This window comes from Amycolatopsis sp. NPDC045836 (assembly GCF_056431745.1).
Genome location: NZ_JBWKKF010000006.1, coordinates 1 through 23,849, shown reverse-complemented (window position 1 = coordinate 23,849; position 23,849 = coordinate 1). Strand labels below are relative to the sequence as shown.

The 23,849-nt window shown below is 72.3% G+C and carries 27 protein-coding genes; 18 read left to right on the top strand and 9 right to left on the bottom strand.

What is annotated here, in order from left to right; translation table 11 throughout:
* The first annotated feature begins 206 nt into the window (after positions 1-206).
* Positions 207-854, top strand: a complete 648-nt coding sequence (locus tag AC07EG_RS12225) for an acyl-CoA reductase (RefSeq protein WP_478253121.1) — start codon at positions 207-209, stop codon at positions 852-854.
* A 65-nt stretch (positions 855-919) separates the two neighbouring features.
* Here the strand turns inward: AC07EG_RS12225 and AC07EG_RS12220 are convergent, their stop codons facing one another.
* A complete protein-coding gene (locus AC07EG_RS12220; RefSeq protein WP_478253120.1) occupies positions 920-1,906 on the bottom strand; it encodes a carbohydrate kinase family protein in 987 nt (328 codons plus the stop codon).
* Positions 1,907-2,060: 154 nt separating this feature from the next.
* Here AC07EG_RS12220 and AC07EG_RS12215 point away from each other — a divergent pair, with 154 nt between their 5' ends.
* Positions 2,061-2,234 carry a hypothetical protein gene (locus AC07EG_RS12215; protein WP_478253119.1) on the top strand — a complete coding sequence of 58 codons (174 nt, stop codon included), beginning with the start codon at positions 2,061-2,063 and terminating at the stop codon, positions 2,232-2,234.
* A 59-nt stretch (positions 2,235-2,293) separates the two neighbouring features.
* Here the strand turns inward: AC07EG_RS12215 and AC07EG_RS12210 are convergent, their stop codons facing one another.
* On the bottom strand, positions 2,294-2,668 hold the full coding sequence (locus AC07EG_RS12210) for a HesB/IscA family protein (protein WP_153030464.1): 375 nt from the start codon (positions 2,666-2,668) through the stop codon (positions 2,294-2,296).
* Positions 2,669-2,825: 157 nt separating this feature from the next.
* Here AC07EG_RS12210 and AC07EG_RS12205 point away from each other — a divergent pair, with 157 nt between their 5' ends.
* On the top strand, positions 2,826-3,479 hold the full coding sequence (locus AC07EG_RS12205) for a DUF3043 domain-containing protein (protein ID WP_478253118.1): 654 nt from the start codon (positions 2,826-2,828) through the stop codon (positions 3,477-3,479).
* A 95-nt stretch (positions 3,480-3,574) separates the two neighbouring features.
* Positions 3,575-4,564, top strand: coding sequence for an aldo/keto reductase family protein (locus AC07EG_RS12200; RefSeq protein ID WP_478253117.1), 990 nt, complete (start codon positions 3,575-3,577; stop codon positions 4,562-4,564).
* A gap of 22 nt (positions 4,565-4,586) precedes the next feature.
* Here AC07EG_RS12200 and AC07EG_RS12195 read toward each other — a convergent pair whose 3' ends face one another.
* Positions 4,587-5,264 (bottom strand): IspD/TarI family cytidylyltransferase, encoded by a 678-nt coding sequence (locus AC07EG_RS12195; RefSeq protein ID WP_478253512.1) that lies wholly within the window; start codon positions 5,262-5,264, stop codon positions 4,587-4,589.
* Positions 5,265-5,315: 51 nt separating this feature from the next.
* Here AC07EG_RS12195 and cobT point away from each other — a divergent pair, with 51 nt between their 5' ends.
* On the top strand, positions 5,316-6,368 hold the full coding sequence (gene cobT / locus AC07EG_RS12190; protein WP_478253116.1) for a nicotinate-nucleotide--dimethylbenzimidazole phosphoribosyltransferase: 1,053 nt from the start codon (positions 5,316-5,318) through the stop codon (positions 6,366-6,368).
* A gap of 45 nt (positions 6,369-6,413) precedes the next feature.
* Here the strand turns inward: cobT and AC07EG_RS12185 are convergent, their stop codons facing one another.
* Positions 6,414-7,517, bottom strand: coding sequence for a branched-chain amino acid aminotransferase (locus tag AC07EG_RS12185; RefSeq protein WP_478253115.1), 1,104 nt, complete (start codon positions 7,515-7,517; stop codon positions 6,414-6,416).
* 73 nt (positions 7,518-7,590) lie between these two features.
* Between AC07EG_RS12185 and AC07EG_RS12180 the strand changes: the two genes are divergently transcribed.
* Positions 7,591-7,896 (top strand): hypothetical protein, encoded by a 306-nt coding sequence (locus AC07EG_RS12180; RefSeq protein ID WP_478253114.1) that lies wholly within the window; start codon positions 7,591-7,593, stop codon positions 7,894-7,896.
* 9 nt (positions 7,897-7,905) lie between these two features.
* On the opposite strand, the gene AC07EG_RS12175 is transcribed toward AC07EG_RS12180, so the two are convergent.
* A complete protein-coding gene (locus tag AC07EG_RS12175) occupies positions 7,906-8,511 on the bottom strand; it encodes a DUF402 domain-containing protein (RefSeq protein WP_478253113.1) in 606 nt (201 codons plus the stop codon).
* Positions 8,508-9,431, bottom strand: coding sequence for a hypothetical protein (locus AC07EG_RS12170; RefSeq protein WP_478253112.1), 924 nt, complete (start codon positions 9,429-9,431; stop codon positions 8,508-8,510). Before AC07EG_RS12170 ends, AC07EG_RS12175 begins: the two co-directional genes overlap by 4 nt.
* A 96-nt stretch (positions 9,432-9,527) precedes the next feature.
* Here AC07EG_RS12170 and AC07EG_RS12165 point away from each other — a divergent pair, with 96 nt between their 5' ends.
* Complete coding sequence (locus AC07EG_RS12165; RefSeq protein WP_478253111.1) at positions 9,528-11,030, top strand: leucyl aminopeptidase; 1,503 nt, start codon at positions 9,528-9,530, stop codon at positions 11,028-11,030.
* A 30-nt stretch (positions 11,031-11,060) separates the two neighbouring features.
* Positions 11,061-12,062, top strand: a complete 1,002-nt coding sequence (locus tag AC07EG_RS12160; protein WP_478253110.1) for an SMI1/KNR4 family protein — start codon at positions 11,061-11,063, stop codon at positions 12,060-12,062.
* A gap of 6 nt (positions 12,063-12,068) precedes the next feature.
* Here the strand turns inward: AC07EG_RS12160 and AC07EG_RS12155 are convergent, their stop codons facing one another.
* Positions 12,069-12,425, bottom strand: a complete 357-nt coding sequence (locus AC07EG_RS12155; RefSeq protein WP_478253109.1) for an oxidoreductase — start codon at positions 12,423-12,425, stop codon at positions 12,069-12,071.
* A 184-nt stretch (positions 12,426-12,609) separates the two neighbouring features.
* On the opposite strand from AC07EG_RS12155, the gene lpdA reads away from it, so the two are divergent.
* The 7 genes from lpdA to lipB all read left to right on the top strand — a co-directional run bounded on the left by lpdA (position 12,610) and on the right by lipB (position 19,924).
* Positions 12,610-13,983 carry a dihydrolipoyl dehydrogenase gene (gene lpdA / locus AC07EG_RS12150; RefSeq protein ID WP_478253108.1) on the top strand — a complete coding sequence of 458 codons (1,374 nt, stop codon included), beginning with the start codon at positions 12,610-12,612 and terminating at the stop codon, positions 13,981-13,983.
* 61 nt (positions 13,984-14,044) lie between these two features.
* On the top strand, positions 14,045-15,937 hold the full coding sequence (gene sucB, locus AC07EG_RS12145) for a 2-oxoglutarate dehydrogenase, E2 component, dihydrolipoamide succinyltransferase (RefSeq protein ID WP_478253107.1): 1,893 nt from the start codon (positions 14,045-14,047) through the stop codon (positions 15,935-15,937).
* 115 nt (positions 15,938-16,052) lie between these two features.
* Positions 16,053-17,120: a serine hydrolase gene (locus tag AC07EG_RS12140; protein WP_478253106.1), complete on the top strand. Its 1,068-nt coding sequence runs from the start codon at positions 16,053-16,055 to the stop codon at positions 17,118-17,120.
* Positions 17,121-17,136: 16 nt separating this feature from the next.
* Complete coding sequence (locus AC07EG_RS12135) at positions 17,137-17,604, top strand: ArsR/SmtB family transcription factor (protein WP_478253105.1); 468 nt, start codon at positions 17,137-17,139, stop codon at positions 17,602-17,604.
* A gap of 38 nt (positions 17,605-17,642) precedes the next feature.
* The gene (locus AC07EG_RS12130; RefSeq protein ID WP_478253104.1) at positions 17,643-18,524 is read left to right on the top strand and encodes a TIGR01777 family oxidoreductase; all 882 of its coding nucleotides are present in this window, start codon (positions 17,643-17,645) and stop codon (positions 18,522-18,524) included.
* Entirely contained in the window at positions 18,521-19,174 is a 654-nt protein-coding gene (locus tag AC07EG_RS12125; RefSeq protein ID WP_478253103.1) for a phosphatase PAP2 family protein, read from the top strand. Before AC07EG_RS12130 ends, AC07EG_RS12125 begins: the two co-directional genes overlap by 4 nt.
* Positions 19,175-19,183: 9 nt before the next feature.
* Positions 19,184-19,924 (top strand): lipoyl(octanoyl) transferase LipB, encoded by a 741-nt coding sequence (gene lipB, locus AC07EG_RS12120; RefSeq protein ID WP_478253102.1) that lies wholly within the window; start codon positions 19,184-19,186, stop codon positions 19,922-19,924.
* On the opposite strand, the gene AC07EG_RS12115 is transcribed toward lipB, so the two are convergent.
* Entirely contained in the window at positions 19,925-20,860 is a 936-nt protein-coding gene (locus AC07EG_RS12115) for an LLM class F420-dependent oxidoreductase (protein WP_478253101.1), read from the bottom strand.
* 11 nt (positions 20,861-20,871) lie between these two features.
* Positions 20,872-21,474 carry a TetR/AcrR family transcriptional regulator gene (locus tag AC07EG_RS12110; RefSeq protein WP_478253100.1) on the bottom strand — a complete coding sequence of 201 codons (603 nt, stop codon included), beginning with the start codon at positions 21,472-21,474 and terminating at the stop codon, positions 20,872-20,874.
* Between the two features lie 142 nt (positions 21,475-21,616).
* Here AC07EG_RS12110 and AC07EG_RS12105 point away from each other — a divergent pair, with 142 nt between their 5' ends.
* The 3 genes from AC07EG_RS12105 to AC07EG_RS12095 form a co-directional block, all read left to right on the top strand.
* Complete coding sequence (locus AC07EG_RS12105) at positions 21,617-22,093, top strand: hypothetical protein (protein ID WP_478253099.1); 477 nt, start codon at positions 21,617-21,619, stop codon at positions 22,091-22,093.
* Between the two features lie 160 nt (positions 22,094-22,253).
* Complete coding sequence (locus tag AC07EG_RS12100; protein WP_478253098.1) at positions 22,254-23,201, top strand: oxidoreductase; 948 nt, start codon at positions 22,254-22,256, stop codon at positions 23,199-23,201.
* A gap of 36 nt (positions 23,202-23,237) precedes the next feature.
* The coding region (locus tag AC07EG_RS12095) for a lipoyl synthase (protein WP_478253097.1) at positions 23,238-23,849 on the top strand (612 nt) is incomplete at its 3' end.

Genomic DNA, 23,849 nt, shown 5'->3' with positions numbered 1-23,849 from the left:
GCGCGGCGTGCGTGATCCCACTCACCGGTGAACCCGATTTCCGCAGTTCGCCACGAGTTCGGCGGATTAACGCTTGTACAAGACCGAGTAAGGTCACCAGCGGCTGATCAAGGGCCTGATCTGCCCATCCCAGCGGGAAATCCACCGGCCGCGCCACCCGCGCACGCCGGTCGTTCGCGCGCGCCCAGGAAGCTCCAGGAGGCACGGTGCAACTCGAACAGCGACTGGACCCGACCGGCTGCCGGGTCGACCGCCACTACTGGCGGGGCGCCTGGCTCGACGAAGACGAAGTGGACAGACGCATCGCCGGGCTCGGCCACGCCGCCCGGCGGGTGCTGGCCGGGCCGCGGCTCAACCCGCTGGTGGTGGCCGCCGCCTGCGGCAGGCTGCGGGCCGCGCTGACCGGCCGGAACTCCGAACTGCGCGGCAGGCTGACCGATCGGCTGCGGGCGCGGAACGTGGCGGGCCCGAAGATCGACCAGGTCTTCGCGTCGCTGCTGGAGATCCTGCCGCTGCTCACCCGCGCCGGATTCCGTTCGCGGGCACGGGAAGCCGGGCTGCACACGCACATCGTCACCGGCGGCGAGCCGGCCGTCGGCGCCTTGAGCGCCGTGGAAGGGCTGCTCTCCGGGCACTTCAACGTGGTGAAGACCAGCAGGCACGACTCGCTGTTCACCGCCGAACTGCTGGCCGCGCTCGCCGCGCTGGACGCCACCGGCCAACTCGGCACGCGCCTGGTCGTCCTGCGCTTCTCGGCCGCCACCCGGCGGACCTGGATGGAGCACATCTGCACCCCGGCCGACACCGTCGCCGTCCGCGGCCCCAGCCTCTCCTACCCCATCAGTCCACAATAGACAGAAAACGGGGCACCGCCCGCCCGGTGCCGGACCGGCGCGTGCGATGCCCCACCGAGCGGGGCTCAGGGCAGGACGGCGGCGATCTCCTGGCCCGCCTCCGGGCCGAACGCCTCCGAGATGCGCGCCAGCGCGCTTTCCTTCTCGAACGTCCATTCCTGCGTACCCACGGTCTCCAGCACCAGCACCGCGATCAGCGAGCCGAGCTGCGCCGCGCGCTCCAGGCCCAGTCCGCCGTGCAGGGCGGCGAGGAAGCCGGAGCGGAACCCGTCGCCGACCCCGGTCGGATCGGCCTTCCGCAGCTCGGGGACTGCCGGGACCTGCAGGTTCGTCCCGTCCGCGCCGACGATCTCGACGCCCTTCTCCCCGAGCGTGGTGATCCGCAGGCCGACGCGGGCGAGCACGTCCGCCTCGGTCCAGCCGGTCTTCTGCAGCAGCAGTTCCCATTCGTAGTCATTGCTGAACAGGTACTTCGCGCCGTCGACGAAGGCGCGGGCCTGCGCCCCCTCCATCCGCGCCAGCTGCTGCGAGGGGTCCACCGCGAACGGGTAACCCCGCTGGCGGCACTCCTCGGCGTGCCGCAGCATGCCGTCCGGGTCGTCCGGGCTGAGCAGGGTCAGCGAGAGGCCGCCGACGCGGTCGGAGATCGGGCTGAGCTCGATGTTGCGCGACTCCGCCATCGCGCCCGCGTAGAACGTGGCGATCTGGCACAGGTCGTCGTCGGTGGTGCAGACGAAGCGGGCCGTGTGCGCGACCTCGGACACGTGCACCCCGGCGGTGTCCACGCCGTGCCGCTCCAGCCACGACCGGTAGTCGGCGAAGTCCGCGCCGACCGAGCCGATCAGCACCGGCCGCACCCCCAGCACGCCGAGGCCGAACGCGATGTTCGCGCCGATCCCGCCGCGCCGGACGATCAGGTCGTCGGCGAGGAAGCTCAGGGAGACCCGGTGCAGTTGCTCGGCCACGAGCTGCTCGGCGAACCTCCCCGGGAAGTGCATCAAATGGTCGGTTGCGATACTGCCGGATACCGCGATCCGCGCCGTGGCTGCCACCGGTTCTCCTTGCTCGGGTCGTCATGGCGACGTCAGGGTGAGTACCCGAAGTTACCGCCCGGTCATGCCCCATCCGGGTGCTTCAGGCACGCCCGGCCGAGATTACCGCCAAGTACCGGTGTCCGGATCCACCGAGCGCGCATACGTTCGGCCCGTGAGCACAATCATCGAACCCGAAACCCTCGGCGAGCTGATCGCCGACTGCGCCGACCTCCCGGAAGAACTGCACGCCTGCGTGAGCGCGCCCGCCGCGCCGAAGGCGGCGCCGGACTGGTCGGTCGACGAGCGCTGCCACGCCCAGGTCGCCGAACTGGACGCCTACGTGTGAGCTGAGACACAAAAGCGGGGCCGGAAGCAATCCGGCCCCGCTTTTCGCTGACTGGGGAGTCAGTGGAACGAGTCACCACACGCGCAGGAACCGGTGGCCTGCGGGTTGTCGATGGTGAAGCCCTGCTTCTCGATGCTGTCGACGAAGTCGATCACGGCCTCGGAGACGTACGGTGCGCTCATCCGGTCCACCGCCACGCGGAGACCGCCGAAGTCGCGGAAGAGGTCGCCGTCGAGGGTGCGCTCGTCGAAGAACAGCTGGTAGCGCAGGCCGGCGCAGCCACCGGGCTGCACGGCGATGCGCAGGTGCATGTCATCGCGGCCCTCCTGCTCGAGCAGGGCTTTGGCCTTGGCGGCCGCGGCGTCGGTCAGGGTCACGCCGTGGGTGGCCTCGGCGGCCTCCGTCTGGCCACCGGTCTGCTCAGCGGTCGTCATGACTCTCCCTCGTGGTGTTGCGGTGGGCATGAGTACCCCGTTACCGGGGACAACAACTCCGCTGCCCGTTCTGTTCCACGCCCTCGGCGCACCTCCATGGTGACACATCCCGCGACCGGCTGAACGGGTGCGGGCGGGCCTGGAATACCCTGACGAGGTGAGGTTCCTGCGCCGCAACAGCACCACCACCACCGCCGATACCCCGGACGAGGAGGCATCGGCGGTGACCGAGGTCTCCGAGCAGACCAAGGGGTACACCCCGGGCAAGGGCCGAGCCACGCCCAAGCGCCGGGAGGCGGAGGCCAAGAAACGCGGTCCGGTGGCGCCCCCGCCGAAGACCATGCGCGAGGCGATGAAGCGCAACAAGGAACTCCGCAAGCAGAACCCGGTCACCAAGGAGGACCGGCGCGCCGCCGCCAAGGAGCGCCGCGACCGGATGAACGCCGGGGACGACCGGTACCTGCTGCCGCGCGACCGCGGGCCGGTCAAGGCGTACGTGCGGGACCTGGTCGACGCCAAGCGCAACCTGCTCGGCCTGTTCATGCCGCTGGCGCTGCTGGTGTTCGTCGCGCTGCTGGTGCCGAACGTGGACATCCAGCGGTACGCCACCCTGCTGTGCACGGTGATGCTGCTCGGCATGGTGGTCGAGGGCTACTTCAACGGCCGCCGGGTGGCGAAGGCGGTGCGGGAGAAGTTCCCGAAGGAAGACATCAAGGGCCGCTCGGTCGGCTGGTACGCCTTCATCCGCGCCAGCCAGATCCGCAAGCTGCGCGTGCCCAAGCCGCGGGTCCGCCCCGGCGACACCGTCTGATTCGCCCGCCCCGGCCGGGGCGGAGCACCACCCGCCCGCTGGAGCGGACTCCAGGTAGTTAGCTAGGCGAACGATAACCGACTAGGCTCGGCACCATGGAGTTTCGACGCCTCGGCCGCAGTGGCCTCAACATCAGCGAGATCTCGTACGGCAACTGGATCACCCACGGCTCCCAGGTCGAGGAGGAGCAGGCGCAGGCGTGCATCAAAGCCGCGCTGGACGCCGGCATCACCACCTTCGACACGGCCGACGTCTACGCGAACACCCTCGCCGAGTCGGTGCTCGGCCGCGGTCTCGCCGGGCAGCGCCGCGAGAGCCTGGAGATCTTCACCAAGGTCTTCTGGCCGACCGGGCCGAAGGGGCCCAACGACAAGGGCCTCGGCCGCAAGCACATCATGGAGTCGGCGAACGCGTCGCTGAAGCGGCTCGGCACCGACTACATCGACCTCTACCAGGCGCACCGGTTCGACCGCACGGTGCCGCTGGAGGAGACCTTCCTCGCCTTCGCCGACCTGGTCCGCCAGGGCAAGGTGCTCTACGTCGGCGTCTCGGAGTGGACCGCCGAGGAGATCACCCGCGGCGCCGCCATCGCGCGTGAGCTGCGGGTGCCGTTCATCTCGAACCAGCCGCAGTACAACGCCATCTGGCGGGTGATCGAGGAGCAGGTGGTGCCCGCCTCCGTGCGGGAGGGGATCAGCCAGATCGTCTGGTCGCCGATCGCGCAGGGCGTGCTGACCGGCAAGTACAAGCCGGGCCAGCCGCTGCCGGAGGGCTCGCGCGCCACCGACGAGAAGGGCGGCGCGAACTTCGTCCAGCGCTACCTGAACGACGACGTGCTGACCCGCGTGCAGCAGCTCGAGCCGCTGGCCGCCGACGCCGGGCTGTCGCTGGCCCAGCTGGCCGTGGCGTGGGTGCTGCAGAACCCGAACGTGTCCTCGGCGATCATCGGCGCTTCGCGGCCGGAGCAGGTGCACGAGAACGTGAAGGCCGCGGGCGTGAAGCTCGACGCGGACCTGATGAGCAAGATCGACGAGATCCTCGACGGCGTGATCGAGCGCGACCCGTCGCTGACCAAGTCGCCGTGAGCCGGTGGGGGGCCGGTGCGGTTCACCCCGCGCCGGTCTCCCGCAGCAGGTGCTCCACCACCCGCAGGTCGTGCGGGTAGGTCACCTTGAGGTTGCGCTCCTCCCCCGGCACCCAGTGCACCGGCAGCGACGCGAACCGCTCCACGCAGGACGCGGTGTCGGTGCCGGCGAAGCCTTCGCGGTCCGCCTGTTCGTAGGCCGCCAGCAGCGGCCCGGCGCGGAACCCCTGCGGTGTCTGCACGCGGACGGCACCGTCGAGCACCCCCGCGAAGCCGGTGCCGTCCTCGGTGGCGATGACCACGTCGTCGGCGGCCAGTCCGGGCACCGCGCCGCCGAACTCCCGCGCCGACGCCAGCACCGCGGTGATCAGGGCGGCCGACGCCAGCGGGCGGGCGGCGTCGTGGATCAGCACCGTGTCGATCTCACCGCCGTCGATGCGCGCCGAGAGGTGCCGCAGCGCCCGCAGCTCCGATTCCTGCCTGCTGGCGCCGCCGTGCACCAGTTCCACGTCCAGCTCGCCGACCACCTCGCGGGCGAACTCCTCGTCCTGCGGGCGGATCACCAGCACCAGCGCGCCGAACTCCGGCAGCCCGGCGAAGGTGTCGAGCGACCAGCACGCCAGCCGCCGCCCCGCCATCGGCAGGTACACCTTGTTCAGCTCGGCGCCGACGCGGCTGCCCGAGCCGCTCGCCAGCACCACTCCCGCCGCGGTCGTCACGGCGGAGAGTTTAGGGGCGGTAGCGTAACCGCCGTGGACGCCGTCGACTTCCCCGAACTCCCCCTCCCGGATGAAATCGCCCGCGCGGAGGCCCAGCGCCTGACCGGCACCCTGATCACCCCGAACGGCTCGCTCGGCAGGCTCGAGGAGCTGGCCGCCTGGATCGCCGCCTGCCAGGGCCAGGCCCCGCCGCGCCCGTTCACCCGGCCGCGCGTGGTGGTCTTCGCCGGTGACCACGGCATCGCCGCGAACGGCGTCTCGGCGTACCCGGCCGAGGTGACCGGGCAGCTCGTCGGCGCGACGCTGACCGGTGGCGCCCCGCTCAACGTGCTGGCTTCGGCCGCCGGGGCGACCGTGCGCGTGGTGGACGTGGCCGTGGACCGCGAGGGCTCCGCCACCCCGGAGGCCACCGAGCTGAAGGTGCGCCGCGGCTCGGGCTCGATCGCCACCGAGGACGCGCTGACCGACGAGGAGGTGCGGGCCGCGATCCAGGCGGGCCGCACCATCGCCGACGCCGAAGTGGACGGCGGCGCCGATCTGCTCGTCGCCGGGGAGATCGGGGTGGCGAGCAGCACCCCGGCGTCGGTGCTGGTGGCGGCGTTGACCGGAGCCGAACCGGTGGCCGTGGTCGGCCGCGGCTCCGGGATCGACGACAACGCGTGGATGCGCAAGGCGGTCGCCATCCGCGACGGCCTGCGCCGGGCGCGTGCCGTGCTGGCGGACCCGGTGGCGTTGCTGCGCACCACCGCGGGCGCGGACATCGCCGCGGTGACCGGGTTCCTCGCCCAGGCCGCCGTCCGCCGCACGCCGGTGCTGCTGGACGGCCTGGTGGTCGGCTCGGCCGCGCTGGTCGCCGAGGAGCTGGTGCCGGGCGCGCGGAACTGGTGGGTGGCCGCGCACCGGTCGAGCGAACCGGCGCACGCGCTGGTGCTGGAGCACCTCGACCTGGAGCCGCTGCTGGACCTGAACCTGCGCGTCGGCGGCGGCAGCGGGGCGGCCACCGCGCTGCCCCTGCTCACCGTGGCGGCCCGGCTGCTGGCCGAGACCAGCACCTACGAGCAGGCGGGCGTCACCCCGCCGAAGTGATCCCGGGCGGTGGCTTCCCGGCGGGGAAGCCACTGCCGGTTCGGGTCAGCGCAGCCGCTGCATCCAGCCGTGCGGGTCGGGGCGCTGCCCCTCCTGGATGCCGGTCAGCTGCTCGCGCAGCTTCATCGTCAGCTCGCCGGGCGCACCGTCGCCCATGACGAACTCGCCGCCGTCGTACTTCACCCGGCCGACCGGCGTGATCACCGCGGCCGTGCCGCAGGCGAACACCTCGGTCAGCTCGCCGGCGGCCGCCGCCTCCTCCCACTCCCCGGTGGAGATGCGGCGTTCCTCGACCTTGAGCCCGTTGTCCTCGGCGAGCCGCAGCAGCGACGCGCGGGTCACGCCCGGCAGCAGCGCACCGGACAGCTCCGGCGTCACCACCTTGGCGTCCGCCCCGGAGCCGAAGACGAAGAACAGGTTCATCCCGCCCATCTCCTCGACCCACCGGTGCTCCACCGCGTCCAGCCAGACCACCTGGTCACAGCCCTGGGCCACGGCCTGCGCCTGCGCCACGAACGACGCCGCGTAGTTGCCGGCGCACTTGGCGAACCCGGTCCCGCCGGGGGCCGCGCGCACGTACTCGGTGGACAACCACACGCTCACCGGCTTCACCCCGCCGGCGAAGTAGGACCCGGCGGGCGAGGCGATGACGCTGTAGAGGTACTCGCTGGCCGGTGCGTTCACGCCCAGCCCGACCGAGGTGGAGATCATGAACGGCCGCAGGTACAGCGACTCGCCCGCCTTCGTCGGCACCCAGCGCTCGTCCACCGCCACCAGCTCGCGCAGCGACTCCAGGAACAGCTCCTCCGGCAGCTCCGGCATCGCCATGCGCACGGCGGACCGGCGGAACCGGGCGGCGTTGGCGTCGGGCCGGAACGAGGCGATGGAGCCGTCCGGCTGGCGGTAGGCCTTGAGCCCTTCGAAGATCGCCTGCCCGTAGTGCAGCACCGAGGTGGCCGGGTCCAGGCCGATCGGCCGGTACGGGCCGACCTCGCCCTCGTGCCAGCCGTGCTGGGCGTCGTGGCGCAGGGTGACCATGTGGTCGGTGAAATGCGTCCCGAAGCCCGGCTTGGCCAATACCTCGGCGACCCGCTGGGAGCTGGCCGCGTCCGGGTTCGGGGTATGGGTGAAGGGCGTCGTGGTCGTCATGCGAAGACGATAACTCTTGGTTGGACGTCAGAGTATTCCGCGGCCGGGGCCGGGCCCCGCTAGGCTTTCCACCGTGACCTACTCCGCGCAGCCCGCTCCCCAGGGCAACAGTGTGTCCGCCGGCGGGGCCTCCGACGTGAAGACCTTCTTCGCCGCCGCGCTGCTGCCGTTCTCCGCCGGCCTGCTGGTGCTCGTCGGCGCGCTGCTGATCGGCGTGTTCGGCGGCATCCTCGGCGTGGTCGCCGCGATCTTCGGAGCCGTCTGGTGGCGCAGCCTCAACGGCAAGAAGTTCTTCCCGCGCGACATCGCCAAGGGCCCGATGATCGGGCTGTCGGTGGCGTCGTTGCTGCTGGTGCTGCTCGTCGTGCTGATGGTCTGAGGTCGCCGGTCACAGCTCCGGCCGCGGCCACGCCGGGTCCGGCCGGAACGCGGTCCAGGTGCCGTCGAACGGGTAGCTGCCCGCTTCGACCAGCCGGAGCACCCGCTCGCCCTCGGCGCGCAGCCGCTCCAGCTGCGCCGGGGTGAGCCGTCCGGCGGCCACCGCGGCCGCCGCCTCGTCCTCGTCCTTCCACGCCCAGCTGCGGTCCGGGGCGACGGCCAGGTCGAGCACGCCGTCGATCCGGTCCACGCCGTCGGCCGTGCGGCCCAGCGGGATCTCCAGGTTCACGTACCAGCCGGTGAAGCGCAGGTCCTCGTCGAAGAACCACCACACCGAGGACCACTCGCCGTCCGCCACCCGCCGCACGTTCGACGTGCCGTGCCAGGTGGTGGGATACCGCTCGCGCGGCAGGCGGAACCGCTCGGCCAGCGGCGCGTCCCGCATCGTCCGGCCGTCGGCCAGCCGGGTGCCCAGGATCCGCGTGCCGGCGGGCAGCCAGCCCACCAGTTCGGCGCCGTCGTCGGCGAGCACCCGCAGCGGGTGCACCTGCCCGGCGCTGCCGTCCGGCCGGTGGAAGCGGTACCGCACCGTCGATCCCGGCGCAAAGCCCATCATGGCCACACCGTACCGAGCATGATCAGCAGCACCCCGGAGACGAGGACCACCACCGACCCGCGGGCGGTGCTCGCGGACCGGCCGAGCACCCCGGCGGCGAACAGCTCGACCAGCGTCAGCACGGCGGCGATCCGCAGCGCCTGCACCGGGTCGAGCACCGTCGCCAGCACCGCGGCGAGCAGCCCGCCGCCGAGCACCGGCCAGCGCCCCGCCTCCTCCTGAGCCGTCGCGAGCGAGGTGAGGCCCGCCGAGACGGTGGCCAGCGCGGCCACCGCGGCGAGCATGGTGGCCAGCGCGGGCGCGTCGGCGGCGGCGAGCAGGTCGCGCAGCGAGGTCGGCGACAACCCCAGCCGGAACGGTCCCAGCTGGTACAGCGCGGCGGCCGAGAGCACCAGCAGCACGGCCACCGGGCCGGCAGGCCACCAGCGCGGGCGGTCCGGCACCTGGCACGACGCCGCCTTGAACAGCGGGAGCACCAGCACCGCGGCGAGCAGCACCCCGCCCACGCCCGGCTGCCGACCGGGTTGCGCCTGCTCGACCGGTGCGATGGCCAGGCACAGCACGACCAGCGCGAGCCCGGCGGCCAGCAGCACCCCGGTGAGCCAGCGGGCGGTGAACGCCGAGGGCTTCAGGCCGAGCGCCTGCGCGAGCGCGAGCACCGCGACCACCACCCCGGCCACCCACGACGGCGCGCCGGGCACCACGTAGGCGGCGAAGGCCGAGCCGAACAGCGGCAGCAGCCCGATCCCGGCCGCCGCGCGGGTGCCGGCGGCCAGCCGGCCGCCCGCGTGCGGCAGTCCGGCGGCCAGCCAGGCGAGCGCTCCGGCGAGCACGATCCCGGCGGGGAGCCACCACCCGGCCGCCGCGGCACCCGCCGCGAGCACCACCAGGGACCCGGCCCCGACCAGCACCTCGGCCACCTACCTCTCGCCCGAACCCGAGTTGTCATTAGCATGGCTCACGATCAGTCCGGGCACCCGCCCGGTACCCGCCCACGCGAACGCCTGAGGACGAAGATGACCGTGCCGAAGCTCACCCTGTCCGAGAACACCGAGGCCGCGCTGGGGAAGACCCGGGCCGAGGTGATCGTCGTCGGCACCGTGCAGGGTGAGGACGGGCTCATCCTCGCCCCCGGCGCCGAGGCCGCCGACGCCGCCTTCGACGGCAAGCTGGCCGAGGTGCTCGGCACGCTCGGCGCCTCGGGCAAGGCCGAAGAGGTGGTCAAGGTACCGACGCTGGGCCGCACCGGTGCCGGCGTGGTGCTCGCCGTCGGCCTCGGCAAGGCCGCCGACGGCGGGCTGACCGCCGAGCAGGTCCGCCGCGCCTCCGGTGCCGCCGCGCGCGCACTGGCCGGCACCGCCCGCGCCTTCACCACGCTGTCCGCTGTGGACCTCCAGGCCGCCGTCGAGGGCACCGTGCTCGGCGCGTACCGCTTCACCGAGTACAAGTCCGAGCCCGGTGACGCCCCGCTGTCCACTGTGGACGTCGCGAGCCCGGCCGACGGCGGTGCCCGCGAGCACCGCGCCACGCTGAAGGCGGCCACCGCGATCGCCGAGGCGGTCACCGTCGCCCGCGACCTGATCAACACCCCGCCGAACGACCTGTTCCCGGCCTCCTTCGCCGACCGCGCGAAGAAGCTGGCCGACGCGAACAAGCTGGACATCGAGGTGCTCGACGAGAAGGCGCTCAAGCGCAAGGGCTTCGGCGGCATCCTCGGCGTCGGCGGCGGCTCCGCGCGCCAGCCGCGCCTGCTGCGCATCGCCTACACGCCGGCCAAGGCGAAGAAGAAGATCGCGCTGGTCGGCAAGGGCATCACCTTCGACTCGGGCGGCATCTCGATCAAGCCCGCGGCGAACATGGACCACATGACCTCGGACATGTCCGGGGCGGCGGCCGTGCTCGCGTCGGTGGTGCTGGCGGCGAAGCTGAAGTACCCGCTCGAGGTGGTCGCGCACATCCCGCTCGCGGAGAACCTGCCGTCCGCCACCTCCTACCGGCCCGGTGACGTGCTGCGGATGTACGGCGGCAAGACCGTCGAGGTGCTCAACACCGACGCCGAGGGCCGCCTGGTGCTGGCCGACGCCATCGTGCGCGCGGGCGAGGAGAACCCGGACTACCTGATCGAGACCTCCACGCTGACCGGTGCGCAGCTGGTGGCGCTGGGCAACCGGACCGCCGGGATCATGGGCTCGGACGAGTTCCGCGACCGCGTGGCCGAGATCGCCAGGGCCACCGGCGAGGGCGGCTGGGCCATGCCGCTGCCCGACGAACTGCGTGCCGACCTCGACTCGCGCCTGGCCGACCTGGCCAACGTCACCGGCCACCGCTGGGGCGGCATGCTCGCCGCGGGCATCTTCCTGCGCGAGTTCGTCACCGACGGCCTGCCGTGGGCGCACATCGACATCGCGGGCCCGTCGTTCAACACCGGCGGCCCGTGGGGTTACACCGGCAAGGGCGGCACCGGGGTCCCGGTGCGCACCATCGCCGCGGTGCTGGCGGACATCGCCGACCGCGGCTGAGCGCCGTTGCACGAGCAGCTCGAACCGGCCGTGAGCGCGGTGCTCACGGCCGGTGCCCCGCAGGCCGACCGCGCCGTCGCGGACACCGCGCTGCTGCTGGCGGGCAGCGGCTTCCCCGGTGAGGCGGACCGGCTGGTGCGCACCTGGCGGTCGGCCACCGAACGGCCGATCACCGCGCTGGTGGCGCATCCGGTGCACGCCAGGGCGTGGGCGGTGCTGTTCGAAGCGCTCGGGGAGCGTCCGGACTGGGCCGACGCGCTGCTCCCGCTCGACCTCGACGCCGAGGAAGCGGCGCACCGCGCGTACCTGGCCCGCCCGGTCCCGTCGCTGCCGACCGGCCTGCTCGGCGACTCCACCGCGGGCCGGATCGCCTCCGGGCTCGCCGAACACCTGCACGGGGGTGCCGAAGACCCCGCCAAGGCGGCCCTGCTGCGGGCCGAGGACCTCGCCCGCGACGGCGACCGGGACGCGGCCCGCCGGGCATTGGCGGAATGGGCCGCCCGGCGCCCGTCGATGCCCGACGCGCTCGCCTGCCGCCACCTCGCGCCGCTGCTGGTGGCCGGCGCCGATCCGCTCGAACTCGGCGAGGACCGCGCCACCGCGCTGGCCGCCGAGCTGATCGCCGCGCTGCGCACGCGGTACGCCACCCACTCCGGTTCGCTGGACTGGCCGTCGCTGCTCGCGCGGATCCTCGAACTGCGCGAGGCGAGCGGCCGCGCACCGGCGTCCACAACGGACATAACCGCCGCGGAAATCCGGCTGGGCCGGGAATTACCGGCCGACTACCGGGATTTCCTGCGCACCACCAACGGCCTGCCCGCCGACGTCACCTTCCCGCGCCTGCTCGCCGCGGCCGAACTGACCGCGCACGGCGGTGTGGTGCCGATCAGCGAACGCGGTGAGGGCATGATCCTGCTCTCACCGGTGCCGTCTGGCTGGGTGGTGGTGCAGACCGATCCGGTGCTCGGCACCAGCACCCACCGCAGCTTCCGCGCCCTGCTCGAAGAGCACCTGCGGCTGCTGGAAAGCTGAGAAAACTCAGGAAGGACGCCGTTTCTGGCGCTCGGTGTACTCACGCATGCGCTTGGGGTAGCCCACTTTGGCCACTTCGTAGACCGGGATCGAGCGCTTGCGGCCGAACCGCTGCGCGGCGTCCAGGCTGCCGATCCGGCGCCGGGTCCACTCGCCGTCGTGCGCGATCAGCACCACGGTGGTCTCGGTGACCGTGGTCCGCGGCTCCACATAGGCTTCCACACCGGTGCGCTCGGCAGCCCACTCGTCCAGGTGGCGGGTGTCGTCCGGGGTGGATCCGCGCAGCGTGCCGGGCTTGCCGGCCCCCTTCCCGCCGCCCTTGCCGCGCCTGCGCAGCGAGTCGAACAGACCCACACCGACCACCCTCTCTCGAAGCCGCTGACCCGTCCATTATCGCCCTGGTCCAGGGGGTGTGTCGGCACACACCCGGCTAGGTCGCAAGCGTGCCGGACGAGGTGACAAGATGAGGTGTGTTCCGCGCGCGCGAGGCAACCCGCGCGCGGGCGGACGAGCATCATCGCCGAAGCTCTTGCTAGGAGTTATCAACGTGACCGACACCTCCGCTGACCTGGTGATCCTCGGTGGCGGATCGGGCGGGTACGCCGCGGCATTCCGCGCGGCCGAGCTCGGCCTTTCCGTCATCCTGATCGAGAAGGACAAGCTGGGTGGGACCTGCCTGCACCGCGGGTGCATCCCGACCAAGGCCCTGCTGCACGCGGCGGAGGTAGCCGACTCGGCCCGCGAAAGCGAGCAGTTCGGCGTGAAGGCCACCCTGGAGGGCGTCGACATCGCCGGGGTGAACAAGTACAAGGATTCGATCATCTCGCGGCTCTACAAGGGGCTGCAGGGACTGGCCAAGGCCCACAAGGTCACCCTGGTCGAGGGCAGCGGCACCTTCGTCGGCGGCACCAGCGTCGAGGTGGAGGGCACCCGGTACACCGGCAAGAACGTCATCCTGGCCACCGGCTCCTACTCGAGGACGCTGCCGGGGCTGGAGCTGGGCGGCCGGATCATCGCCAGCGAGCAGGCGCTGTCGCTGGACTTCATCCCGGAGAAGGCCGTGGTGCTCGGCGGCGGCGTGATCGGCGTGGAGTTCGCCAGCGTGTGGGCCTCCTTCGGCACCGAGGTGACCATCGTCGAGGCGCTGCCGCGGCTGGTCCCCAACGAGGACGAGTTCGCCTCCAAGCAGCTCGAGCGGGCGTTCCGCCGCCGCAAGATCGGCTTCAAGACCGGGGTGAAGTTCACCGGCGCCAAGCAGGACGACGACGGCGTGAGCGTGTCGCTGGAGTCCGGCGAGACCATCGAAGCCGACCTGCTGCTGGTCGCGGTCGGCCGCGGGCCCAACTCCGCCGGGCACGGCTACGAGGAGGCCGGGGTCACCATGGAGCGCGGTTTCGTGCTCACCGACGACCGCCTCCGCACCAACCTGCCGAACGTCTACGCGGTCGGTGACATCGTGCCGGGCCTGCAGCTCGCGCACCGCGGTTTCCAGCAGGGCATCTTCGTGGCCGAGGAGATCGCCGGCCTGGACCCGCGCCCGGTGGACGAGGCGGGCATCCCGCGGGTGACCTACTCGCACCCCGAGGTCGCCTCGGTCGGCCTCACCGAAGCGCAGGCCAAGGAACGCTACGGTGCTGACGTGGTCACCTTCACCTACGACCTCGGCGGCAACGGCAAGAGCCAGATCCTGAAGACCTCCGGTGCGGTCAAGCTGATCAAGGCGCCGGACGGGCCGGTGGTCGGCCTGCACCTGGTCGGGGACCGCGTCGGCGAACTGATCGGCGAGGCGCAGCTGATCTACAACTGGGAGGCGTTCCCGGAGGACATCGCCCCGCTCATCCACGCCCACCCCACCCAGTCCGAAGCCCTCGGCGAAGCACACCTGGCCCTGGCAGGCAAGCCACTGCACGTGCACAGCTGACGACCGCAGTACCGAACCCAAGACCGCACCAGAACCATTTCATCAAGGGAGTCAGCAGAAAATGGCCTACTCCGTCACATTGCCGGAGCTCGGGGAGAGCGTCACGGAGGGCACCGTCACCCGGTGGCTCAAGCAGGAGGGTGACCGGGTCGAGGTCGACGAGCCGTTGCTCGAGATCTCCACCGACAAGGTGGACACCGAGGTGCCCTCCCCGGTGGCGGGCACCGTGCAGCGCATCGTGGCCGCCGAGGACGAGACCGTCGAGGTCGGCGGCGAGCTGGCGGTGATCGACGACGGCTCCGGCGGCGGCGAGTCCGCGCCCGCCGAGTCCTCGGCCCCCGCCCAGGAGCAGGCGCCCGCGCAGGAGGAGTCCCAGCCCGAACCGGAGCCGGAGCCCGAACCCGAGCCCGAGCAGCAGCAGTCCGCTCCCCCGGCGCAGCCCGCGCCGTCGGGCGGGTCCGGCCAGGGCACCCCGGTGACCCTGCCGGAACTCGGCGAAAGCGTCACCGAGGGCACCGTGACCCGCTGGCTCAAGCAGGTCGGCGACACCGTCGAGGTGGACGAGCCGCTGCTCGAGATCTCCACCGACAAGGTGGACACCGAGGTGCCGTCGCCGGTGGCGGGCACCGTGCTGGAGATCAGCGTCGGTGAGGACGAGACCGTCGAGGTCGGCGGCCAGCTGGCCGTGGTCGGCGACGCCGGTGCCGCGCCGCAGCAGCAGTCCGCGCCGGAGCGCGAGCCGGAGCCGAAGGAAGAGCCGAAGCAGGAGCAGCCCAAGCAGGAAGCCCCCAAGCAGGAGGCCCCGAAGCAGGAGGCTCCCCAGCAGCAGGCCCCGAAGCAGGAGGCTCCCCAGCAGCAGGCCCCGAAGCAGGAGGCCCCGCAGCAGGAGGCTCCCAAGCAGCAGGCGCCCCAGCAGTCGGCCCCGCAGCAGCAGGCGCCGAAGCAGGACGCGCCGAGCAAGCCCGCGGCCGACTCGAACGGTGGTTCCTCGCCGTACGTCACGCCGCTGGTGCGCAAGCTGGCTTCGGAGAACGGCATCGACCTCGCCTCGCTGACCGGCAGCGGCGTCGGTGGCCGCATCCGCAAGCAGGACGTGCTGGCCGCGGTCGAGCAGAAGCAGAAGCAGCAGCAGGCCGCCGCTCCGGCGCCCGCCGCGCAGGAAGCCCCCTCGGCTCCGGCGCCCGCCGCTTCGAGCCCGGCTCCGGCCGGTGGTGGCCAGGACAAGTCGGCGCTGCGCGGCACCGTGCAGAAGGCCAACCGGATCCGCCAGATCACCGCCACCAAGACCAAGGAATCGCTGCAGGTCTCCGCGCAGCTGACCCAGGTGCACGAGGTCGACGTGACCAAGATCGCCCGGCTGCGGCAGCGGGCGAAGGCGGCGTTCAAGGAGCGCGAGGGCATCAACCTCACCTTCCTGCCGTTCTTCGCCAAGGCCACGGTCGAGGCGCTCAAGCAGCACCCGAACGTGAACGCGTCGTACAACGAGGAGACCAAGGAGATCACCTACCACGGTGCGGTCCACCTCGGCATCGCCGTGGACACCGAGAAGGGTCTGCTGTCGGTGGTCATCCACGACGCCGGTGAGCTGAACCTGGCCGGGCTCGCGCACAAGATCGCCGACCTGGCGAACCGCGCGCGGACCAACAAGATCAAGCCGGACGAGCTGACCGGTGGCACCTTCACGGTGACCAACATCGGCAGCAACGGCGCGCTGTTCGACACGCCGATCATCGTGCAGCCGCAGTCGGGCATGCTCGGTACCGGCGCGGTGGTGAAGCGTCCGGTGGTGCTCACCGACGCCGACGGCAACGACACCATCGCCGTGCGGTCGATGGCCTTCCTGCCGCTGACCTACGACCACCGCCTGATCGACGGCGCGGACGCGGGCCGGTTCGTCACCACCATCAAGCAGCGCCTCGAAGAGGGCAACTTCGAGGACGAGCTGGGCCTGTAAGCGGTTCGGCGAAACGGGGCACCACCCGCCGAGGTGGTGCCCCGTTCTGCTGTCCGGGGACGGCTTGACCTCTCCTCTATTATTCTAGAATTCCGTAATTCTAGAGGAGGGCGTCATGCTGAACCGCCGGAAGTTGCTCGTCTCGGCCGCCGCCGCCGGTTCGGTGGCGTTGCTGCCGCCGCTGCGGGCCGGGGCCGCCGGGTCCCCGGCCGCGGAATGGCTCGACTGGATGGCCGCGCACCGGGGCAACGTGGGCGCGGTGGCCGACGACGGCGCCGGCCGCACGCTGGCGCACCGGGCCGGGGAGCCGATGGTGCTGGCGTCGGCGGTGAAGGTGGTGCACCTGACCGCGTACGCGCGAGCCGTGGCCGAAGGCAGGCTCGACCCGGCGGAACCGGTCCGCGTCGGTGACTGGGACCTCCGCCACCCGTGGGTCAGCGACGGCGGGGCGCACCGGAACGCGTTGACCGCCCTCGGCATCCCGTGCGACGAGTACGGCATCGCCACCGACCCGGAGCGGCGGGTCACCCTCGACCAGATCGCCGGCGCGATGATCCTGTTCAGCGACAACGCCGCCCCGGACTACCTGCGGCACCGGCTCGGCGCGCGGGCGCTGGCCGAAGCGGCCGCCAGCGGTGGCTGGCACCGGCCCGACGTCCGCTCGTTCCAGGGCGAAACGCTCCAGCTGATCATGCCGGAGCTGACCGGGCCGACCCCCGCCGCCCGCCGCGCGATCGGCGACCTGCTCGCGGCGAAGTTCATCGGCAGCGAACAGTTCCGCCAGTACACGGCCGGGCGCATCCCGGCCATGCCCGCCACCACCGAGGCGCAGTGGCCGTGGACCAGGGGGCACGCGCGGGGCACCGCCGCCGAACTGGCCGGGCTGCACCGGGTGGTGGCCACCACCGGCGGACCGGCCCGCGACCACCTCGAACGGCCGCTGGCGTCGATGGTGCCCGAGGGCGCGGTGGCGGTCGGCTTCAAGGGCGGCAACCTGCCCAAGACGATCACCATGGGGCTGACCGTGCGGTGGCCGGGCGGCCGGGTCGGCTCGCTCGCCCTGCTGCTGACCGGGGTCAGCGACGAGCAGCAGGCGCGGGCCGGCGGCTTCCTCGCCGCCGGCCTCGAGGCGCTGAGCACACCGGCGGGCTTCGACGGGTTGGCGCGAGCGCTCGGGGCGTAGGGAGCATGCTGGTGGGATGAGCGCCGAGTTGAGCGAGCGGGTCGAGGAACTGGAACGGCGGGTGGCCGCGCTGGAAGGGCGGCGGCCACCGGCCGAAGAGGTCCCGGACGACGGCGGGGTGATCACCTACGCCGGTCAGCTCACCCGGCCCGGTGAGCTGGCGTGGCAGATCACCCTGCCCGCGTCCCGGGTGCTGGCGCTGGCGGACCAGCCGCGGATCGAGGTGCTCGCGGCACTGGCGCACCCGGCGCGGGTGGCGATCGTGCGGCGGCTCGCCGAGCACGGTTCGCAGTCCGGCGCGGCCCTGCAGGAGGCCGCCGAACTCGGCTCGGCCGGGCAGTTCTACCACCACCTCAAGGCGCTGACCGGAGCCGGGATCGTCGAGCAGGACAAGCGCGGCAGCTACCGGCTCAACCCCCGCGCGGCGATCCCGGCACTGGTGCTGCTGGCGGCCTCGGCCGACATCGCGGAGCAGTTGCGGTAGGCCAGCCGGTTCCACTGGGTGATGGCAGGATCGACGGTATGCGAGTTCTCATCGCCGGTTCCAGCGGCCTGATCGGCAACGCCCTCACCGCCCGGCTGCGCGCCGAGGGCCACGAAGTCGTCCGGCTCGTCCGCCGCGAGACCCGCAGGGCGGACGAGTACAGCTGGGACCCGCCCGCCGGGCGGGTCGGCGACGGCGCCTTCGACGGCACGGACGCGGTGGTCAACCTGTGCGGGGCACCGCTGCTGCCGCAGCGCTGGAGCGCCGCCCGCAAGCAGGTCATCTTCGACAGCCGGATCGAGCCGACCGAGGTGCTCGCCGAAGCGGTCGCCGAGCACGGGATCCCGGTGCTGCTCAACGCTTCCGCGGTCGGCTACTACGGGGACGCCGGTCCGGCCGTGCTGGACGAGTCGGCGCCCAACGGCTCGGGCTTTCTCGCGGAGCTCTGCGCCGCTTGGGAAAACGCCACCTCCGCCGCGGGTGACGCGCGGGTGGTGCGGTTGCGCACGGGCTTGGTGCTCTCCGGCGAAGGCGGGCTGCTCGGCCCGTTGAAGCCGCTGTTCTCCTTGGCACTGGGCGGAAAACTCGGGGACGGCGGGCAGTACATGCCGTGGATCGCCGAGGCCGACCACATCTCCGCATTGGTGTTCGCGCTGACCAGCGAGCAGCTCTCCGGGCCGGTGAACGTCTGCGGCCCGGCACCGGTGACCAACGCCGAGTTCACCCGCGAACTCGGGCGCGCACTGCACCGCCCGGCGCCGTGGTGGGTGCCCGCCCCGGCGTTGAAGCTGGCGCTCGGGCAGGCCGCGGAGGAGATGGCGCTGGTCAGCCAGCGGGCCGTGCCGCGGGCGCTGGAGGACGCCGGGTTCGAGTTCGAGTTCGGGACGGTCGGTGACGCCCTCGCCGCCGCCGTGCGATGACCGCCGGGCTGACCCGCGCGCTGCGCGTGCGCTGGGGCCTGTTCGGCGGGCTGCTGCTGGTGGCGTTCACCGTGCTGGGCCTGGCCGTGCGCGACCGGCCGTGGGGCCTCGACCTGGCGCTCGTGCTGGCCCTGCACGGTGAATGGCTGGACGCGCCGGGCCTGGTGGCCGGGCTGCTCAGCCACCTCTTCGGCCCGGTGCTGCCGGTGGCGCTCGGGCTCGGCCTGGTCTTCGCCGCGGTGCTCGCCTTCCGCCGCGGTGACCCCGCGACCGGTGGCCTGCTCGTCCGGATCACCGTGGTGCTGGTGCTGTGCCGGTTGACCAGCTTCGTGTTCAAGCCGCTGTTCGAGCGCGACCGTCCGCGCGAGTACCCGGACCTGAGCTTTCCCAGCGGGCACGTGGTTTCCGTGGCCAGCACCGGGTTCACCGCGGTGCTGCTGTGCGCGTGGCTGGTGCCGCGGCTGCTGCGCCGCGTCACGGTGCTGGCCATCGCCGCGACCGCCGTGGCGGCGGCCTGCCGCGTGGTGCTTTCGGTGCACTGGTTCACCGACACGCTCGGCGCGGTGCTCGCCGTCGGCGGTGTGGGCCTGGTCTCAGCGGTGGCGCTGCGGCTGCTGCCCGTCTTATCGAACCGGGGTCCGGCGGCGTAGCGTGGCGGGGTGACCACCTCCTCCTGCCGCGCCGCCCGCGAGCCCGTCGACATCCGCCTGCTCGGCACGATCGACTACCTCGAAGCCTGGGAACTGCAACGCACGACCGCGACGGCCCGCGCCGACGGCGAGGGCCCGGACACGATGTTCCTGCTGGAACACCCGTCGGTCTACACCGCGGGCAAGCGCACCGAACCGGGCGACCGGCCGGTCGACGACACCCCGGTGATCGACGTGGACCGCGGCGGGAAGATCACCTGGCACGGGCCGGGGCAGCTGGTCGGCTACCCGATCGTGAAGCTGGCCGACCCGATCGACGTGGTGCAGTACGTGCGGCGGCTGGAAGAGGGCCTGATCGCGGTGTGCGAGGGCTTCGGCGTGCACGCCGGCCGGGTGGAGGGCCGCAGCGGGGTGTGGATCCCCGCCGACGACCGCGGCCCCGAGCGCAAGATCGCCGCGATCGGCATCCGCGTGCAGCGCGGGGTGACCATGCACGGCTTCGAGCTGAACTGCAACGCCGACCTGGCGGCCTTCGACAAGATCGTGCCGTGCGGCATCCGCGACGCCGGGGTCACCTCGCTGTCGCAGGAGGTGGGGCACGAGGTGACCGTCACCGAGGCGCTGGCGCCCACGCGCGACGCGGTGCTGGCGGCGCTGGAGGGCGGCCTCCCGGTCCGCGAGGACCGCTGGCTGCCGCGTCCGGCCGCCCCCAGCGCCGACGGTGTCACCTTCGTGCTGCAGAACTCCTGATCAGCCGAGCTGGCGCGCCACCTCGGCGGCGATCAGCTCCAGGTGGTCGAGGTCGGACAGGTCGAGCACCTGCAGGTAGAGCCGGGTGATCCCGGTCTTCTCCACCCAGGCGCCGATCTTGTCCACGGCCTCGGCCGGGGTGCCCGCGATGCCGTTCTGCCGGAGCTCGGCAGGCTCCCGGCCGATCGCCGCGGCCCGCCGGGTGAACTCGGCCTCGTCGCGGCCGATGGCCACCACCTGCGCGGCCGAGCGCACGATCTCCTCGGGGTCGCGGCCGATCTCGGCGGCGGCCGCCTCGACCCGCTGGAACTGCGCGAGCGCGGTGTCGGCGTCGGTGAACGGCAGGTTGAACTCGTCGGCGTAGCGCGCGGCGAGCTGCGGCGTGCGCTTCTTGCCCGCACCGCCGATGATCACCGGCGGCCGCGGGCGCTGCACCGGCTTCGGCAGCCCGGGCGCCTCGGCCAGCTGGTAGTGCTCCCCGTCGAAGGAGAAGGTCTCCCCCTCCGGGGTCTCCCACAGCCCGGTGAGCACGGCGAGCTGCTCGCTGTAGATGTCGAAGCGTTCCTTGATCGCGGGCATCGGGATGCCGTACGCGGTGTGCTCGGCGTCGTACCAGCCGGAGCCGAGGCCGAACTCGACCCGGCCGCCGGACATCTGGTCCACCTGCGCCACCGAGATCGCCAGCACCGACGGGTGCCGGAAGGTGGCCGCGGTGACCAGCGTGCCGAGCCGGATGCGCTGGGTCTCGCGGGCGAGCGCACCGAGCGTCACCCAGGCGTCGGTGGGGCCGGGCAGGCCGGAGGCCGAGCCCATCTTGAGGAAGTGGTCGGAGCGGAAGAACGCGTCGTAGCCCAGGTCCTCGGTGGCTTTCGCGACACGCAGCTGGTCGTCGTAGCTGGCCCCCTGCTGGGGCTCGGTGAAGATCCTTAGTTCCACGGCTACCGAATCTACGCGTGCTCCGGCGTGACCCTGATCCGGCTCAGCAAGGTGATCACCACGGCTTCCACCTCGGCACCGGCCCGCTCCGGGTCCGCCGAACCGGCGATCACCATGGCCGCCGAGGACAGCGCGCCGAACAGCAGCCGCGAGGTGGTGTCCACCGGTACCTGTTCGAGTTCACCGGCGGCGACCAGTTCCTCGATGCTGTCGCGGACCAGCCCGAAGCTGAAGTGCTCCTCGGCTTCGCGCCAGCGTTCCCAGCCCATCACCACCGGCGCCTCGTGCACCACCAGCCGCTGGTACTCCGGTTCCAGGCAGCACCGGAGGAAGGTGCGCAGGCATTCGGTGGCCCGGTCCCACGGCGGCTCGGGACCGCTGCGCACCCGGCGCAGCCGGTCCAGCACCCCGCTCTCCACCGCGTCGAAAGCGGCTTCGAACAACGCCTGTTTTCCGCTGAAGTGGTGGTAGAGCGCGCCCTTGGTGACACGGGCCCGGCGGGCGACTTCGTCGAGCGAGGTACCGGCGTATCCACGCTTGGTGAACAGCTCGACCGCGCTGGTGACCAGGGCCGATCGAGTCGACTCGGAGTAGTCGAGCCGGCGGGACCTCATTTCGACCACTTTGTCAGCACGGCCACAACCTTACGTCAGCGGCGACGGAACATACCCGTGGTACGGTACCGGCAGTCAGGACCGTACCGGGAGTATGCCGCAAACCCGCGGTATGTCCCGCTCACGGCAAGGGGGCTCCACCATGAGCTGGCACGACCACTACCGCCGCCGCGACGCCATCGACGCCGTGCTGCGGCAGGCGAAACGCGACCCCGCCGGACCGCTGCCGCGGACCGAGGTCTTCGGTTCGGACCGCGAGCTGGTGCTCGCCCTGCAGTACAAGTGGTCGCTGACCCTCAGCGGGCACCTGCGGGTCCAGCTGTGCGAGACCGACGGGGACGAGCTGGACGCGGTCACCCGCGCCTGGCGGGCCACCGCTTCCGCGCAGCCGACCCTGCGTGCCGTGCTCGACGCCCACCTCCCCCGCTTCCCGGAGACCGCGCCGGTCCGCGAGGCCGAGCTGCGGATGCTGGCCGAGGCGGCGGGTTTGGCCGAGCCGGGTGATTCGGCCGAGCAGGTGACGCGGGTGGGCCTGGCGCTGGAAAGCCTGCTGCTCGGCGCGCCGTCGAAGGCACGCACCGGCTGCGCCGTCCGGCGTCTCCTCCTGCCGAGCGCATAGCCCACCCGTCTCCCCCCACCACCCTCAACGGAGCGCTCCGCGCCGTCCTGCCCACCCGTCGCCCACCACCACCCTCAACGGAGCGCTCCGCGCCGTCCTGCCCACCCGTCGCCCACCACCACCCTCAACGGAGCGCTCCGCGCCGCTTTAGCCTCTTCCCATGAACTGGACTGAGGCAGACATCCCGGCCCAGGACGGCCGCACCGTGGTGATCACCGGCGCCAACTCCGGCCTCGGCCTGCGCAGTGCGCTCGTGCTGGCGGAGAAGGGCGCGCGGGTGCTGCTCGCCTGCCGGTCGGTGGAGCGCGGGCAGCGGGCGCTCGCCGAGGTGGCCGAGGTCGCCACCGGCGCGGCACCCGAACTGGTCCGCCTGGACCTGGCTTCGCTGGCCTCGGTCCGCGAAGCCGCCGCCGAGATCCGCAAGTCCACCGGCGATTCGATCGACGTCCTGCTGAACAACGCCGGGCTGATGGCGCCGCCGAAGGGGCACACGGTCGACGGTTTCGAGACGCAGTTCGGCACCAACCACCTCGGCCACGCCGTGCTGACCTGGCTGCTGATGCCCGCCTTGCGCGCCACCGAGGGGGTCTCGCGCGTGGTGACCGTGTCGAGCGTGGTCGCCGCCATCGGCCGGATCGACCTGGCCGATCCGAACTTCGAGACCCGCGCCTACCTGTCCTACCCGGCCTACGGGCAGTCGAAGCTGGCCAACCAGGTGTTCGCCCTGGAGCTGGACCGGCGGCTGCGAGCGGCGGGCGAGCCGGTGCTCAGCGTCGCCGCGCACCCCGGGTACACCCGGTCGGGGCTCACCGCGGGCATGGCGGGTTCGCAGCGCAGCGCGGTGCTGCGGGCGGTCGTCGGCGCGGGTGGTGCGCTCAGCGACCGGCTGCTCGCGCAGAACACCCGGATGGGCGCCCTGCCGCAGCTGTACGCGGCCACCGCACCCGAGGTCGAAGGCGGCGCGTACTACGGCCCCGACGGCTTCGCCGGGGTGCGGGGTCACCCCACCCGCGTGCGCCCGCTCGGCCCCGCGCGGGACGAACCGCTCGGTGCCGGGCTGTGGCAGCTCACCGCGGAAATGACCGGCGTCACCCCTGACCCGGCTTGATCGGCCGCGCCCGGTTCCGGGCGTACGCTGGTCGGCGTGAGTGCTGCCCCAGATGGCCGGAAGTTGTTGCGGCTCGAGGTTCGCAACAGTCAGACGCCGATCGAGAAGAAGCCGTCGTGGATCAAGACGCGGGCGCGGATGGGTCCGGAGTTCACCGAGTTGAAGGGGTTGGTGCGCCGGGAGGGTCTGCACACCGTTTGTGAGGAGGCGGGGTGTCCCAACATCTACGAGTGCTGGGAGGACCGGGAGGCGACGTTCCTCATCGGGGGGGACCAGTGCACGCGGCGGTGTGATTTCTGCCAGATCGACACCGGTCGCCCGGTGGCGCTGGACCGGGCCGAGCCGCGCAAGGTGGCCGAGTCGGTGCAGGCGATGGGCTTGCGGTATTCCACGGTCACGGGGGTGGCGCGGGATGATCTGGCTGATGGTGGGGCGTGGTTGTACGCCGAGACGGTGCGCCAGATCCACGCGCTGAACCCGGGCACGGGGGTGGAGTTGCTGATCCCGGATTTCAACGCCGATCCGGAGCAGCTGGCGGAGGTGTTCGGGTCGGGGCCGGAGGTGCTGGCGCACAACGTGGAGACGGTGCCGCGGATTTTCAAGCGGATCCGCCCGGGTTTCCGCTACGCCCGTTCGCTGGCGGTGATC